This window comes from Mycobacterium sp. UNC410CL29Cvi84, from assembly GCF_000686745.1.
Classification (GTDB): domain Bacteria; phylum Actinomycetota; class Actinomycetes; order Mycobacteriales; family Mycobacteriaceae; genus Mycobacterium; species Mycobacterium mucogenicum_B.
In genome coordinates, this window is sequence record NZ_KK366011.1 from 274601 (window position 1) to 289448 (window position 14848).

Here is a 14848-nt window from a genome sequence, read left to right on the forward strand (position 1 = left end):
GGATCAGGCGGTGGTGCGGTGTCGGCCACCGATCGACTTTACCGATGCGTGAAGTTCGGCGCGCGCTTCTCGGTGAACGCCGCCATGCCCTCGGTCTGGTCGTCGGTGGCGAAGGCCGAGTGGAACAGTCGGCGCTCGTAGAGCAGGCCCTCGGCGAGGGTGCTCTCGAACGCGCGGTTGACGGCCTCCTTCGCCATCCGCGATGCGGAAAGCGACATGCCGGCAATGGTTTTGGCGACGGCATTGGCCTCTTCGAGCAGCTTGTCGGCCGGTACCACGCGCGACACGAGGCCGCAGCGTTCGGCTTCCTCGGCGTCCATGTTGCGGCCGGTGAGGATCAGGTCCATCGCCTTGGCCTTGCCCACGGCGCGCGTCAGACGCTGGCTGCCGCCCATGCCGGGGAGCACACCCAGCTTGATCTCGGGCTGGCCGAATTTGGCGGTGTCGGCGGCGATCAGCAGGTCGCACATCATGGCCAGCTCACAACCGCCGCCGAGCGCGTAGCCGGCGACGGCGGCGATGGTGGGGGTGCGGGTCGCGGCGAACTTGTTCCACAGCGCGAAGAAGTCCTGCGAGAACACGTCGGCGAACGTCAGGCTCGCCATCTCCTTGATGTCGGCGCCCGCGGCGAAGGCCTTCTCGCTGCCGGTGATGATGATGGCGCCGATGCCCGGGTCTGCGTCCAGTTCGGCTGCGGCCGTGGTGACTTCGGCCATCACCTGGCTGTTGAGGGCGTTGAGCGCCTTGGGCCGGTTCAGGGTGATGGTGGCGACGCGGTCGTCGCGGGTGACCAGGATGGTTTCGAAAGTCATCAGGGAATCCTAGAAGGTGAGGTCGGGGTCGGCGGAGACGAAGTAGGCGTCGACGTCGGCTGCGGTGCAGTCCGACAGGTTGGCCGGGGACCACTGCGGGTTGCGGTCCTTGTCGACGAGCTGGGCGCGGATGCCCTCCACGAAATCGTGAGACTTGTGCGATGCCATCGAGACTCGGAATTCCTGCACGAGAGCATCCTCGAGGGTGGGCAGCTTCGCGGCGCGGCGCACGGCTTCCAGGGTCACCGTCAGTGCGATGGGGGACCGGGTGGCGATCAGGTCGGCCGCGGCGTTGGCGGGTGCGGCGTCGCTGTTCCGCAGGTTCTCCAGAATCTCCGCGACGGTGTCGGCCGCGTAGCACTCGTCGATCCAATGCTGTTGCGCCAGAAGCTCACTGGCCGGCGGCTCGACGGCGTACTTCTTGAGCGCCGCGTCGGGCCCATCACTGATGACCAGATCGCGGAAGGCGGGCAGGTCGGCCTGCGGGACGAAATGGTCGGCGAAGCCCAGGGCGATGGCGTCCGCGCCGGAGAACGGGGCACCGGTGAGCGCGGCGTGCAGGCCGATCAGGCCGGGCGCGCGGGACAGCAGGTAGGTGCCGCCGACGTCGGGGATGAAGCCGATGCCGACCTCGGGCATGCCCAGCTTGGTCTTCTCCGTGACGACGCGGATGTTGCCGTGCGCTCCGACCCCGACGCCGCCGCCCATCACGATGCCGTCCATCAACGAGATGTACGGCTTGGGGTAGCGGCCGATGTGGGCGTTGAGCAGGTACTCGTCGTGCCAGAACGTCCTGGCGTTGTCGTCCTGCGCCTTGGCGGAGTGGTAGAGCGCGACGACGTCGCCGCCCGCGCACAGGCCGCGCTCGCCGGCGCCGGTCAGCAGGACCGCGCGCACGCTGTCGTCGTGCTCCCACGCGGTGAGCGCCTCGGCCAGGCCCGTGACCATCACCTGGTTGAGCGAATTGATGGCCTTCGGACGGTTCAGCGTGACGACGCCGACGCCGTTCTCGACATTTACTAGGATATCCTCGTTTTCCGCCACGGTAAGCAATCTAGATCGTCGCGCAACCGCTGCGCCGACCAGGTACCGTTTCACAGTAAGTTCCCAGTTTCTCCGTCTCGCCGGGAACCAACACCCGAAGCCGTACGTTGAGTGGGTGTTCGTCAGCAGACGGACCACAGCTTCAGGAGAGGAACCCGACGGTGCGCGAGAGCAGCAACCCGATATTTCGTTCCCTGCCCAAGTCGCAGGGCGGATACGCGCAATTCGGTAGTGGCGCCGCCGCTTATGGTGCCCAGCAGACCATGGCCCAGCCATACACCCAGTACCCGCAGCAGCAGGCCGGGTTCTCCCGCCCGCTGACCATCGACGACGTCGTCACCAAGACCGGCATCACGCTGGCGGTGCTGACGGTCAGTGCGGTCGTTTCGTATTTCGTGATCATGTCGAACCTGGCGCTGGCCGGGCCCATCGCCATGATCGGCGCCATCGGCGGTCTGGTGATGGTCCTCATCGCCACGTTCGGCCGTAAGCAGGACAACCCGGGCATCGTCCTCACCTACGCGGTGCTCGAGGGCATGTTCCTCGGCGCCTTCTCGTTCGTGATGGCCAACTTCGCGGTGCAGGGCATCAGCGCCGGCGCCCTGATCAGCCAAGCCGTTCTCGGCACCTTCGGTGTGTTCTTCGGCATGCTCGTCGTCTACAAGACCGGCGCCATCCGCGTCACCCCGAAGTTCACCCGCATGATCGTCGCCGGCATGTTCGGCGTCCTCGCACTGATGCTGGGCAACTTCATCATCGGCCTGTTCAACGGCGGTGCCGGCATGGGCCTGCGCAACGGCGGCACCCTCGCGATCATCTTCTCGCTGGTGTGCATCGCGCTGGCGGCGTTCAGCTTCCTGCTGGACTTCGACGCTGCCGACCAGATGATCCGCGCCGGTGCGCCGGAGAAGGCGGCGTGGGGCGTCGCGCTCGGCCTGACCGTCACCCTGGTCTGGCTGTACGTGGAAATCCTGCGGCTGCTGAGTTACTTCAACAACGACTAGCTCCGTTGACAGAGAAGGGGCGTCCGCTTCGGCGGGCGCCCCTTCTTCGTGTCGTGCTGTGTTGCGCTCAGACTGCGCGCGGCTTGACGCGGCCGGCAGCTTCGGCGGCGTTGCGCCGTGCGGTGTCGATGTCCTCGGCCCGCGCCAGGGCCACGCCCATCCGGCGGGTGCGGAAGCTCTCCGGCTTGCCGAACAGCCGAATGTCGGTGCCCGGCACCTGCAGAGCCTCGTCGACGCCGTCGAAGACGATGCCCTGGGCCTCGACGCCGCCGTAGATCACCGCGCTGGCGCCCGGGCTCTTGAGCGACGTGTCCACCGGCAGACCGAGGATCGCGCGGGCATGGAGCTCAAACTCGTTCTGCCACTGCGTGATCATGGTCGTCATGCCGGTGTCGTGCGGCCGCGGACTCACTTCGCTGAACCACACCTGGTCGCCCTTGACGAACAACTCGACGCCGAAAACGCCCCGCCCGCCGAGGTTTTCGGTGACCTTGTGCGCGATCTCCTGGGCGTTGGCCAGGGCGGCGGCCGACATCGGGTGCGGCTGCCAGCTCTCCACGTAATCGCCGGAGACCTGACGGTGCCCGATCGGCTCGCAGAACTGGGTGACGACGGCGCCGTCCGCGTCGTTGGCCCGGACGGTCAGCAGCGTGATCTCGTAATCGAAATCGACGAAGCCCTCGACGATGATGCGGGTGTTGGTCACGCGCGCCCCGCCCATGGCGTAGTCCCACGCCTTCGCGACGTCGTCCGGGCCGTCGAGCTTGCTCTGGCCCTTGCCGGAACTGCTCATCACGGGCTTCACGACGCAGGGGTAGCCGATGCCGCCGTCGATGGCGGCTTGGAGTTCCTCGAGCGAATCGCAGAACTTGTAGGGGCTCGTCGGCACCCCGAGCTCCTCGGCGGCCAGGCGCCGGATGCCCTCGCGGTCCATGGTCAGGCGGGCGGCCCGTGCGGTCGGGATCACCCGCACGACACCGGCCTCCTCGAGTTCCTGCAGCGCGGGCGTGGCGATGGCCTCGATCTCCGGCACGACGAGGTCCGGCTTCTCGGCCTCGATCAGAGCCTTGAGCTGTTCGGGATCGGTCATCGTGATGGTCCGCGCGTGGTGGGCCACCTGCTGGCCCGGCGCGTTCTCGTAGCGGTCGACGGCAATGGTCTCGACGCCCAAGCGCTGCAACGCGATCAGCACTTCGCGACCGAGTTCGCCGGAGCCGAGCAGCATTACCTTGGTCGCGTTCGGCGACAGTGGGGTTCCGATGGTGGTCATCGGGGGCTGAGTCTATTGGGTCGGGTCCGAATTGAGTTGCGCAAGGTCGACGCAGTCGTGGTCCGCCGGCCCGTTGATCCTGTACTGAGGGCGTAGGTTTCTCACACTTTGCGCCGCTGGGGCAGAGTCAGCGGTGGGGCTGGTTGAGCCTGCGGTGAGGGCCCACGCTTCCCCCAACTTTGCGCCGCTGCGGCAGGGTCAGTGGTGGGTGCTGGTTGACCCTGCGCTGATGGCCTCGGCTACTCGCGTTTTTGCGCCGCTGCCGCAGGATGGACGACAGGAGCGTTGTGCACAGTCCGCGATTCGTCCACAAGCGAGGCTCGGCTGGCTGATTGCGCGGGAAATTGTGTCGGACGACGCCTGCACGGTTGCCGCTATGGACATCGACAACCAGCCGTTCATCGGCAGCGAAGCGCTGCAAGCGGGCGCCCTCAACCGGTACGAACTGCGCCGGTATTCCCGCGCGATCATGCCGAACGTGTACGTGGACAAGCGGATTGATCCGTCTTTGCAGCAGCGCGCCGCCGCCGCGTGGTTGTGGTCGCAGCGTGAAGCGGTCATTGCGGGCTCGACTGCATCAAGCCTGCTGGGCGCGAAGTGGATTCCCGACGATGCTCCAATCGAACTGATCTGGCAGAACGCGCGCGCACCGCGCGGTGTCGTCACTCGCGACGACCTGATTTTTGCTGATGAGTTCCGAGCCGTCGACGGACTGCCTACCACCACACCGGAACGCACCGCGTTCGACCTCGGGCGCCGCGGTTGGCTCAACGATGCTGTCGCGCGACTCGATGCACTTTGCGCAGCAACGGGATTCGATACGAATGAAGTATTGGCGCTCGCCGACGAGCATCGACACTGCCGGGGGCTTCGTCAACTGGAGCGAGCCTTGGACCTTTGCGATCCGGGCGGGCAATCTCCCCAGGAAACGAGACTCCGACTGATGCTGATCGCCGACGATTTCCCGCGGCCGCAGACGCAGATTCCGGTCCTCGGGCCCGACGGTAGTCCCAGGTACTTCCTCGACATGGGCTGGGAAGACCTGATGGTCGCCGTCGAATACGACGGGGAACAACACGCTGATCAACTCGGCTACGACATCGTGCGCAGTGAGTACATCGCCGGAGTCGGTTGGACGGTAATCCGGGTGGCTGCAGGCCATCGGAAGCCCGACGTGCTGGCTCGGGTGAACCGCGCCTGGGATTTCGCGGTGCGCCGGCGTAATCCTGCGGCTTTCACTCTGCGGTGAGGGCGCTCGGCACTCGGAAAATTCCGCCGTAGTCGCAGAGGCAACCTGAGAAACGGGTTGGTTCTGCAGTGTGGGTGTGAGTTACTCGCACTTTTGCGCCGTATCCGCAGCGTCAACCCCTGGGTGGTTGACGCTGCGCTGAGGATGCTGGTCACTCGCAGAAATGCGCCGCCAGCGCCGAGCCAACCCCAGAAACACGTTGACCCTGTACCTGGGGCGCATGTCACTCGAACAAATGCGCCCTGAGTACAGGGTCAACGCGAGGCGGCGGGACGCCGCTTCAGAGACTTACGAAAGCCGCTCGATGATCATGGCCATACCCTGGCCACCACCGACACACATGGTCTCGATGCCGAACTGCTTGTCGTGGGTCTGCAGGTTGTTGATCAGCGTCGCGGTGATGCGGGCGCCGGTCATGCCGAACGGGTGGCCGAGGGCGATGGCGCCACCGGACACGTTCAGGCGGTCCTCGTCCATGCCCAGGGCACGAGCCGAGCCCAGCACCTGCACGGCGAAGGCCTCGTTGATCTCGTAGAGGTCGACGTCGTTGATGGCCATGTTGGCGCGGCCGAGGGCCTGCTTGACGGCCTCGATCGGGCCCAGGCCCATGATCTCCGGCGACAGACCCGACACACCGGTCGAGACGATGCGCGCCAGCGGGGTCAGGCCGAGGGCCTTGGCCTTGTCGTCGCTCATGATCACGAGGGCGGCGGCGCCGTCGTTCAGCGGGCAGGCGTTACCGGCGGTGATGGTGCCGTTCGGGCGGAACACCGGCTGCAGCTGGCTGATCTTCTCGTAGGTGGTGCCGGCACGCGGGCCGTCATCCTTGGAGACGACGGTGCCGTCGGGCAGCGTGACCGGGACGATCTCGCGCTCGAAGAAGCCGGCGTTGATGGCTTCCTCGGCCTTGTTCTGCGAACGGACACCCCAGTGGTCCTGGTCCTCACGGCTGATGCCCGTGTGCAGGACGACGTTCTCGGCGGTCTGGCCCATGGCGATGTAGACGTCGGGCAGGACGCCGTCTTCGCGCGGGTCGTGCCACTCGGTGGCGCCTTCGGCCTGCTTGACGGTGCGGGCCTGGGCCTCGTCGAAGATCGAGTTCTTGCTGTTCGGGGCGCCGTCGGCAGCACCGACGCCGAAGCGGGACACGGTCTCGACACCGGCCGAGATGAACACGTCGCCCTCGCCGGCCTTGATCGCGTGGAACGCCATGCGGGTGGTCTGCAGCGACGACGAGCAGTAGCGGTTGACGGTGGTGCCCGGCATGAAGTCGTAGCCGAGCTCGACGGCCACGGCGCGGCCGATGTTGTAGGCGGCCTCACCGCCGGGCTGTCCGCAGCCGATCATCAGGTCGGCGACATCGCGCGGGTCGAGTGCGGGCACCTTGTCCAGCGCGGCGCGCACCATCTGGGCGGCGAGGTCGTCGGGCCGCATGGTGGCCAGCGAGCCCTTGACGGCACGGCCGATGGGGGAGCGGGCGGTGGAGACGATGACGGCTTCGGGCATGGCAGGAGCTCCTAAGGATCCAGGAAATACTTCCTGGCGAATTTATCCCGTGACGGGAGCGACGATCGGCGCGGGTACGCCTGTCGTGCGCCGCCACAGGTGCGCCACGCCTGCCAGGCGGGCCAGCAGGCTCGTCACGTCCGCGGTCCGGGAGACCAGCGCGGATGCCGGCGGCGACTCAGTTGTCCACTCGCCCAACGCTTCACACAGGGCGGGCAGCAGCTGCTGGGCGGCCAGCGAGTATCCGGCGGCCGATGGATGGAACATGTCCGAGGAGAACAGCACCTCGGGCGCCTTGAGGAAATCGGGCGCCAGCAGGTCGGAGAACGGCACCGGCACGCCGCCGTTCGACCGGACCTGACCGGCTTGTGCGCGCGCCAGGCGCAGACCGCGGCTGCGGGCCACGAACCGCAGCGGCTGGGGGATGGCTGCGATGGCCCCGAAGTCCGGACAGGTGCCGACGACCACGACGGCGCCGCTGGCGCACAGGCGCTGGACCGCGTTGCCGAGCCGGCGGGCCGACTGCCCGATGCCGTTGACGGCGGTGATGTCGTTGGCCCCGATCATGATGACCGCGGCGTCCGGGGGCGGGCCGGCCACGAACATGGCGTCGATCTGGCCGGACAGGCCTTTCGACGTCGCCCCGACGATCGCCTTGGTGGACAACCGGATTCGCTTGCCGGACTGCTGCGCCAGCCCGCGGGCGAGCAGGACGCCGGGCACCTCGTCGGCGTCGCGGCAGCCGTACCCGGTGGCGGTGGAGTCACCGAAGATCATCAGGTGCAGGTCGAACGGCACGCCGCGTTGCCACTTTTCGACGGGTCCGCCCCCGGGGCTGTAGACGCCGTCGGCGCGCGGCGGGACCTCCCATGACTTGGGGATGACCCGGCGCGCCTTGGCCGCTTGGCCGCTCAGGAGGTTGCGGGCCCCGACGTAGACCGATCCCGTCGAGGCAATGGTGGCTGCGGTCGCCAGAGCGATTGTCGTCCGGCGCGGTGCACGTATGCCCACGGCGTTCAGTCTAGGTCGGTTGCGGAGATTCGCAGGTCGATGAACCGCGGGCAGCCCGGTCACGTAGTCATATCGACTGGGGCATTAATTCGGCGACTTTGATTGTTGATCTATGTAGCAGTGGCAAGCTAAGTTACGCGGGTTGTCTATTAAGTGACGTAAATAACGAAGTGCACCGGAACTACAAAGGCGTAGGAGTGGTGGCGATGACCGCACCGAGCAGGGTTGTCAGAACCCATAGTGTTGCTATAAGTCCTGTTAAGGGGCGGAAACCACGCCGCTACCCGGTCAGCGACGGCGCACCGGTAGAGATCGTCGAGGACGGTCCCAGCCTCGCCGGCCGCCTGATGTCGGTAGCCGCGACACTCGCCATCAAGTCAACTCTGACCATCGGCAGCTACGTCCCGAAGGCCCCCTGGCCGTGGGGAATGGTGGACTTCGTCGCTCGCGTCATGAGGCCCGAGCCGGGCACCGTCCGCGCCACGATTGGTTTGCCGAACTGTACGGCACACCTGGTCCGCGCCAAGGGCGTGCTGCCGGCCGACGGCCGTCGCAGCGTCATCCTCTACATGCACGGCGGGGCATTCCTGACCTGTGGCGTGCACACCCACGGCCGCGTCGTCGGCGCGTTGTCGAAGTACGCCGACGCCCCCGTCCTGGTCGTCGACTACCGGATGATCCCGAAGCACTCGATCGGCGAGGCCCTCGAGGACTGCCACGACGCCTACCGGTGGCTGCGCCTGAAGGGCTACGAGCCCGATCAGATTGTGCTGGCCGGGGATTCGGCCGGCGGTTACCTGTCGCTGGCGCTGGCCGAGAAGCTCCAGGAGGAAGGCGAGCTGCCGGCCGCGGTGACGACGATGTCGCCGCTGTTCGAGATCGACAACGAGAGCCGGGCCCAGCACCCGAACATGAAGTCCGACGCGATGTTCCCGGCGCACGCCTTCGATGCGCTCATCGAACTCATCGAGGACGCCGCGTCGCGCCACATCGTCGACGGAAAGCCCGAAGAGGTGTACGAGCCGCTCGACCACATCGAGCCCGGCCTGCCGCGCACCCTGATCCACGTATCCGGTTCCGAGGTGCTGCTCAACGACGCCCGCAAGGCCGCGCACATGCTGGCCGCCAGCGGTGTGCCGGTCGAGGTGCACGTCTGGCCCGGCCAGATGCACGTGTTCCAGCTCGCTGCCCCGCTGGTCAAGGAAGCCGACCGCTCGCTGAAGCAGATCGGCGAGTACATCCGCGAGGCAACCTGGTAATCCCGCATGCGCGACCCGGGTGCGGCCTGACAACATGTACCCATGCGCATCGCCAGGCACGTCAGTGAACTCATCGGCAATACGCCTCTGGTCCAACTGAACTCGGTTGTTCCAGGGGGTTCGGGGGTGGTCGCGGCCAAGATCGAATACCTCAACCCCGGCGGCAGCGCCAAGGACCGCATCGCGGTCAAGATGATCGACGCCGCCGAAGAGGCCGGACTGCTCAAGCCGGGTGGGACCATCGTCGAGCCCACCTCCGGTAACACCGGTGTCGGGCTCGCCATCGTCGCGCAGCAGCGCGGCTACAAGTGCATCTTCGTCTGCCCCGACAAGGTCAGCGAGGACAAGCAGAACGTGTTGCGCGCGTATGGCGCCGACGTCGTCGTCTGCCCGACGGCCGTGGCCCCCGACCACCCGGACAGCTACTACAGCGTCTCCAACCGGCTCGTCACCGAGATCGACGGCGCCTGGAAGCCGGACCAGTACTCCAACCCGAACGGTCCGGCCAGCCACTACGAGACCACCGGCCCGGAGATCTGGGCCGACACCGACGGCAAGATCACGCATTTCGTGGCGGGCGTCGGTACCGGCGGCACCATCACCGGCACCGGCCGCTACCTCAAAGAGGTCTCGGGCGGCCGGGTGAAGGTCGTCGGCGTCGACCCGGAAGGCTCGGTGTACTCCGGCGGTACCGGCCGGCCGTACCTCGTCGAGGGTGTCGGCGAGGACTTCTGGCCGTCGGCCTACGACCCGAGCGTGCCCGACGAGATCATCGCCGTATCCGACGCCGACTCGTTCGAGATGACCCGGCGCCTGGCGCGCGAAGAGGCCCTGCTGGTCGGCGGCTCGTGCGGTATGGCCGCGGTCGCGGCGATCAAGGTCGCCGAGCGCGAGGGGCCCGACGCCCTCGTCGTCGTCCTGCTGCCGGACGGCGGAAGAGGTTATCTGTCAAAGGTTTTCAACGACGAGTGGATGTCGTCGTACGGCTTCCTGCGCACCCGGCTGGACGGCTCGCCCGAGGAACACACCGTCGGCGACGTGCTGCGCGGCAAGTCCGGCGGGCTGCCGGACCTGGTGCACACCCACCCGTCGGAGACGGTGCGCGACGCCATCGGCATCCTGCGCGAGTACGGCGTCTCGCAGATGCCGGTCGTCGGGGCCGAGCCGCCGGTGATGGCCGGCGAGGTCGCCGGCAGCGTGTCCGAACGTGAGCTGCTCTCAGCGGTTTTCGAAGGCCGGGCGAAACTGGCCGACGCCGTGGCGCAGCACATGAGCCCGCCGCTGCCGCTGATCGGTGCCGGCGAGCTGGCTTCCGCGGCGGCCAAGGAACTGCGTGAGGTCGACGCCGTGATGGTCGTCGACGACGGCAAGCCCGTCGGCGTGCTGACCCGGCACGATCTGCTGGGATTCCTGTCACAGGGCGGCTCGCGTAAATAGCCGCGTAAGTCGGGGGAGATTGACTTATCTTCTCCGATAGGGCGAGACATTCACCTCTCGCTGGTTCACCATTCGAAAGGCCGCAATGACCGAGTACCCGCCCCCGCCGCCCGGGAATTTCCCGCCGCCCCCGCCGGGGAATTTCCCGCCGCCTCCGCCGGGTGGTTACCCGCCGGCCGGTGGATATCCCGGTGTCGGCGGCCCGCCGGACAACAACCTGGTGTGGGGCATCCTCGTCACCATCTTCTGCTGCCTGCCCTTCGGCGTGGTGTCGATCGTGAAGGCGACACAGGTCAAGACGCTGTGGGAGCAGGGCCGGCCCGACCTGGCGCAGGCCGCCGCGGATGAAGCGAAGAAGTGGGCCATGTGGGGCGCCATCGCCGGTGTCGTCGTGGCCGTGCTGTACATCATCTTCGCCGTCGTGCTCGGCCTGTTCTCGGTCTCCACGTCGTACTCCGGCTAGTCAGGTCCCCCAGATGCAACACCTGCTGCGGCCCAAGGCGGTTAGTCCGCTCCTTGGGCCGCTCGGTGTTGCGGCCGGCGCCGGCGTCGTGTGCTGCGCGATCTGGCTGAGCAATCCGACGGTGCCGGGTGGCCCGATGCCGGTTTGCCCCACCAAGGCGCTGTTGGGCATCGACTGCCCCGGCTGCGGCAGCATGCGAATGCTGTATTCACTGATGCACGGCGACTTTTCGGCTGCATTGCATTTCAATGCGGTAGGTCTGGTCGCCTTGATATTGCTCGTCTGGTCCTATGGCGCTTGGACCTACGGCCGTGTTGTGGGCCGAAAAATCACCAGTTGGCAGCATCGGGGCTGGGCCGCTCCGGCCGTTTTGACGGTAGTGTGCATTTGGTTTGTTATTCGCAATGTGCCGATAGCGCCGTTCATTTCGTTGTACGTGTAGTTCACGTTTGTAATTGGAAACGCCACATCCACATCGCTCGGAGGGACGAAAGATGACGGACCAACCGACGGAAGGCACGCCGCCGGACGCCAATAAGCCGACGGAGTACATTCCGCAGCCACCGCCGGGAGGGTTCCCCCCGCCGCCGGGAGGCGCTCCGACGGAATACATTCCGCAGGCGCCGCAGGGTGGCTACCCGCCGCCTCCGCAGGGTGGTTACCCGCCGCCTCCGCCGCCCGGCGGATTCCCGCCGCCTCCGCAGGGTGGCTACCCGCCGCCGCCGGGGCAAGGTGGCTACGCCCCGCCGCCACCGCCACCGGGTGGTGCCTACCCGCCGCCCCCGCCGCCGCAGGGCGGCTTCGCACCGCCACCTCCGGGGGCCTACCCGCCGGCCGGATACCAGTACGGCGCGCCGGGTGGTGCCGCCCCGTTCAGCGTCGGCGACGCGCTGTCGTGGGCGTGGAACAAATTCACCAAGAACCCGGGACCGCTGATCGTGTCGACGCTGGTCTACGGCCTCATCGTCGGTGTGATCGTCGGCATCGTCGAGTTCAGTGTGCTGGGCTTGGCTGAGACCTCGGTCTCGAGCTACTCGGCGGACGACGCCGGCTTCAGCTACTCGTACAACGTCACCTCGCTGGGACCGGCCAGCATCGCCGTCCTGATACTCGGCTACCTCGTGTTGCTGGTGGTCGCGGCGGCCATCTCGTCGGCGCAGTACGTCGGCCTGCTGGGCATCGCCGACGGACAGCCGACCACCATCGGGTCCTTTTTCAAGCCGCGCTACATCGGCCCGATGATCCTGCTGACGCTCATCGTCGGCGTGCTCGTGGGTATCGGCTACGTGTTGTGCGTGATTCCCGGTTTGATCGTCGCGCTGTTCGCGATATTCGCGCACGCGGTCCTGGTCGACCGCGGCCAGTCGCCGATCGACTCGCTGAAGGCCAGCATCGAGATCGTGAAAGCCAATGTCGGACAGGTGATCCTGGTGTGGCTGGTGGCCGGCCTGATCGGCGCGGCCGGCATCCTCGCCTGCGGCGTCGGTGTGCTGGTCTCGGCGCCGGTGGCCTCGCTGATGCTGGTGTACACCTACCGTCGTCTCAGCGGTGGTCAGGTCGCCCCGCTGACGCCGTGACGTCGTGATCTGTTCGGGGGACGGGGCCGCTGGGTCGCGGCCCCCGAACAGGCATGACGGCAGTACCAACTGAGACGGGACGACTTGAACTACACACCATGGTGGGCCCGCGTGGTGGCCAGCCTGATCGACCGGTTCCCTCCGCTGTTCGTCATCGTCGTCGGCGGTCTGGTCGAGCGTTCCCAGCGCGTGACGAAATGCCTTGCCGACCAAGCGGACTACAGCATCGGCCCGTACTGCGCCACCGGAAACTCTGTTGCCGGCGTGCTGATCTGGCTGGCCGGCCTCATCGTCGCGCTGTTGTTCATGGTGTGGAATCACGGCTATCTGCAGGGCACCACGGGCTCCAGCCTGGGTAAGCGGGTGCTGCATTTCCAGGTGATCGACGAAAAGACGGGCCTGCCCCTCGGTTTCGGTCGCTCGGTGCTGCGGCAGCTGGCCCACGTCGCCGACGCCATCCCGGTGTTCGCCGGGTACCTGTTCCCGCTGTGGGACGCCAAGCGGCAGACCCTGGCCGACAAGATCATGTCGACCGTCTGCGTGTCGACGCGATGATGGCGTACGCCCCGTGGTGGCGACGAGCCGCTGCGGCCGTCATCGACCTGCTGCCGCTGGTGGTACTCACCGCGGCCGGCGCGGCGCTGGTGTGGTTCACCCGAGATCGGCTGTGCGACACCGATACCTCCGCGTTCGACGGCGGCGCCCAATGCGGCGACGGCTACTCGACGCTGGGCTATGTCAGTCTGGTGGCCACCTGGGCGCTCATGGTCGGCTATCTGGTCTGGAACTTCGGCTACCGTCAGGGCCGCACCGGCGCCAGCCTCGGAAAGACCGCCCTGCGCTGCCGGGTGGTCGGCCAAACCTCAGGGGCGCCAATAGGTTTCGCGCGGTCACTGCTGCGGCAGGCGGTGCACCTGGCCGACCTGTCGATCGTCGGCTACCTGTGGCCGCTGTGGGACGCCAAGCGGCAGACCTTCGCCGACATGGTCATGGAGACCGTCTGCGTGACGCCGCCGCGCACGCGCACCCCCGTCAGCGGAACGCACTGACTCCCGTCAACGCCTGCCCGATCACCAGCTGGTGCACCTCGGACGTGCCCTCGTAGGTCAGTACCGACTCGAGGTTGTTGGCGTGCCGGATCACCGGGTACTCGAGCGTGATGCCGTTGGCGCCCAACAGGGTTCGGCACTGCCGGGCGATCTTGATGGCCTCACGGACGTTGTTCAGCTTGCCGACGCTGACCTGCTCGGGCTGGATCTTCCCGGCGTCCTTGAGCCGGCCGAGCTGCAGGGCCAGCAGCTGCGCCTTGCCGAGTTCGACCGCCATGTCGGCGATCTTGGCCTGCGTCAGTTGGTATTCCGCCAGCGTCTTGTCGAAAACCGTACGGGTGCCGACGTAGTCCAGCGTCGCCTGCAGGCAGTCGCGGGCCGCGCCCACCGCACCGAACACGATGCCGAACCGCGCCTCCGACAGGCAGCTCAGCGGGCCGGACAGACCGCGCGCGCCGGGCAGCCGCGCGGACTCCGGCAGCCGGACGTCGTCGAGGCTGAACTCAGAGGTCACCGAGGCCCGCAGCGACATCTTGCGCGTCATCTCCCGGGCGCTGAAACCCGGTGTGTCCGTAGGCACCGCGAACCCCAGCACACCCTCCTCAGCGCGGGCCCACACCACCGCGACATCGGCGACCGAGGCGTTGGTGATCCACATCTTCGACCCGTTGAGCACCCAGTCGTCGCCGTCGCGGCGGGCGGTCGTGCGCATGCCGCCGGGGTTGGAACCGAAGTCCGGCTCGGTGAGACCGAAACAGCCGATCAGGTCGCCCGCGGCCAAGCCGGGCAGCCACTGCTCCCGCTGCTCCTCGCTGCCCCAGTGATGGATCGCGAACATCGCCAGCGAGCCCTGGACCGAGACGAGGGAACGGATGCCGCTGTCGACGGCCTCCAGCTCCTGGCACACCAGCCCGTACGCCGTCGCCGTCGAACCGCTGCAGCCGTAGCCGGTGAGGTGCATGCCGAGCAGGCCCAGCTTGCCCACCTCGGCGGCGATCTCGCGCACCGGAACCGAACCGTTCTCGAACCACTCGGCGATGTAGGGACGCAGCCGCTGCTCGCCGAACTGGCGCACCATGGTGCGCAATTCGATGTCCTCGGCGCTCAGCAGGTCGTCGGTGCCGAGCAGATTGTCGATCGAGGCTGTCATGGTGCAGTTCTACACCG

Annotated in this window: 15 protein-coding genes; 9 read left to right on the forward strand and 6 right to left on the reverse strand. The window is 67.2% G+C overall.

Annotated elements, in window-relative coordinates; genetic code table 11:
- Positions 1-38: 38 nt before the first annotated feature.
- Positions 39-812: an enoyl-CoA hydratase gene (locus tag BR47_RS0128300; RefSeq protein WP_020099179.1), complete on the reverse strand. Its 774-nt coding sequence runs from the start codon at positions 810-812 to the stop codon at positions 39-41.
- 9 nt (positions 813-821) lie between these two features.
- Positions 822-1856: an enoyl-CoA hydratase/isomerase family protein gene (locus BR47_RS0128305; RefSeq protein ID WP_029121545.1), complete on the reverse strand. Its 1035-nt coding sequence runs from the start codon at positions 1854-1856 to the stop codon at positions 822-824.
- A gap of 161 nt (positions 1857-2017) precedes the next feature.
- On the opposite strand from BR47_RS0128305, the gene BR47_RS0128310 reads away from it, so the two are divergent.
- Positions 2018-2860, forward strand: a complete 843-nt coding sequence (locus tag BR47_RS0128310) for a Bax inhibitor-1/YccA family protein (RefSeq protein WP_036419946.1) — start codon at positions 2018-2020, stop codon at positions 2858-2860.
- Positions 2861-2927: 67 nt separating this feature from the next.
- On the opposite strand, the gene purT is transcribed toward BR47_RS0128310, so the two are convergent.
- Positions 2928-4130 carry a formate-dependent phosphoribosylglycinamide formyltransferase gene (gene purT / locus BR47_RS0128315; RefSeq protein ID WP_029121546.1) on the reverse strand — a complete coding sequence of 401 codons (1203 nt, stop codon included), beginning with the start codon at positions 4128-4130 and terminating at the stop codon, positions 2928-2930.
- Positions 4131-4512: 382 nt separating this feature from the next.
- Here purT and BR47_RS0128320 point away from each other — a divergent pair, with 382 nt between their 5' ends.
- A complete protein-coding gene (locus BR47_RS0128320) occupies positions 4513-5379 on the forward strand; it encodes an endonuclease domain-containing protein (protein ID WP_231506803.1) in 867 nt (288 codons plus the stop codon).
- Positions 5380-5667: 288 nt separating this feature from the next.
- On the opposite strand, the gene BR47_RS0128325 is transcribed toward BR47_RS0128320, so the two are convergent.
- Positions 5668-6885, reverse strand: a complete 1218-nt coding sequence (locus BR47_RS0128325) for an acetyl-CoA C-acetyltransferase (protein WP_029121548.1) — start codon at positions 6883-6885, stop codon at positions 5668-5670.
- Positions 6886-6927: 42 nt separating this feature from the next.
- Entirely contained in the window at positions 6928-7896 is a 969-nt protein-coding gene (locus BR47_RS0128330; RefSeq protein ID WP_029121549.1) for an SGNH/GDSL hydrolase family protein, read from the reverse strand.
- Between the two features lie 206 nt (positions 7897-8102).
- Here BR47_RS0128330 and BR47_RS0128335 point away from each other — a divergent pair, with 206 nt between their 5' ends.
- From BR47_RS0128335 to BR47_RS31750, 7 genes are all read left to right on the forward strand, one after another.
- Positions 8103-9155, forward strand: a complete 1053-nt coding sequence (locus tag BR47_RS0128335; RefSeq protein WP_029104712.1) for an alpha/beta hydrolase fold domain-containing protein — start codon at positions 8103-8105, stop codon at positions 9153-9155.
- A gap of 42 nt (positions 9156-9197) precedes the next feature.
- Entirely contained in the window at positions 9198-10592 is a 1395-nt protein-coding gene (locus tag BR47_RS0128340; protein WP_029121550.1) for a cystathionine beta-synthase, read from the forward strand.
- Between the two features lie 85 nt (positions 10593-10677).
- Positions 10678-11055, forward strand: a complete 378-nt coding sequence (locus tag BR47_RS0128345) for a CD225/dispanin family protein (protein ID WP_029121551.1) — start codon at positions 10678-10680, stop codon at positions 11053-11055.
- Positions 11056-11068: 13 nt separating this feature from the next.
- On the forward strand, positions 11069-11497 hold the full coding sequence (locus BR47_RS0128350; RefSeq protein ID WP_029121552.1) for a DUF2752 domain-containing protein: 429 nt from the start codon (positions 11069-11071) through the stop codon (positions 11495-11497).
- 52 nt (positions 11498-11549) lie between these two features.
- On the forward strand, positions 11550-12632 hold the full coding sequence (locus tag BR47_RS0128355) for a DUF2189 domain-containing protein (RefSeq protein ID WP_029121553.1): 1083 nt from the start codon (positions 11550-11552) through the stop codon (positions 12630-12632).
- 84 nt (positions 12633-12716) lie between these two features.
- Complete coding sequence (locus BR47_RS31745) at positions 12717-13187, forward strand: RDD family protein (RefSeq protein WP_081831424.1); 471 nt, start codon at positions 12717-12719, stop codon at positions 13185-13187.
- Positions 13187-13681, forward strand: a complete 495-nt coding sequence (locus BR47_RS31750; RefSeq protein ID WP_051635065.1) for an RDD family protein — start codon at positions 13187-13189, stop codon at positions 13679-13681. The genes BR47_RS31745 and BR47_RS31750 overlap by 1 nt, the downstream gene beginning before the upstream one ends.
- Here BR47_RS31750 and BR47_RS0128370 read toward each other — a convergent pair.
- The gene (locus BR47_RS0128370) at positions 13665-14831 is read right to left on the reverse strand and encodes an acyl-CoA dehydrogenase family protein (RefSeq protein WP_029121554.1); all 1167 of its coding nucleotides are present in this window, start codon (positions 14829-14831) and stop codon (positions 13665-13667) included. The genes BR47_RS31750 and BR47_RS0128370 overlap by 17 nt on opposite strands.
- Positions 14832-14848: the final 17 nt, after the last annotated feature.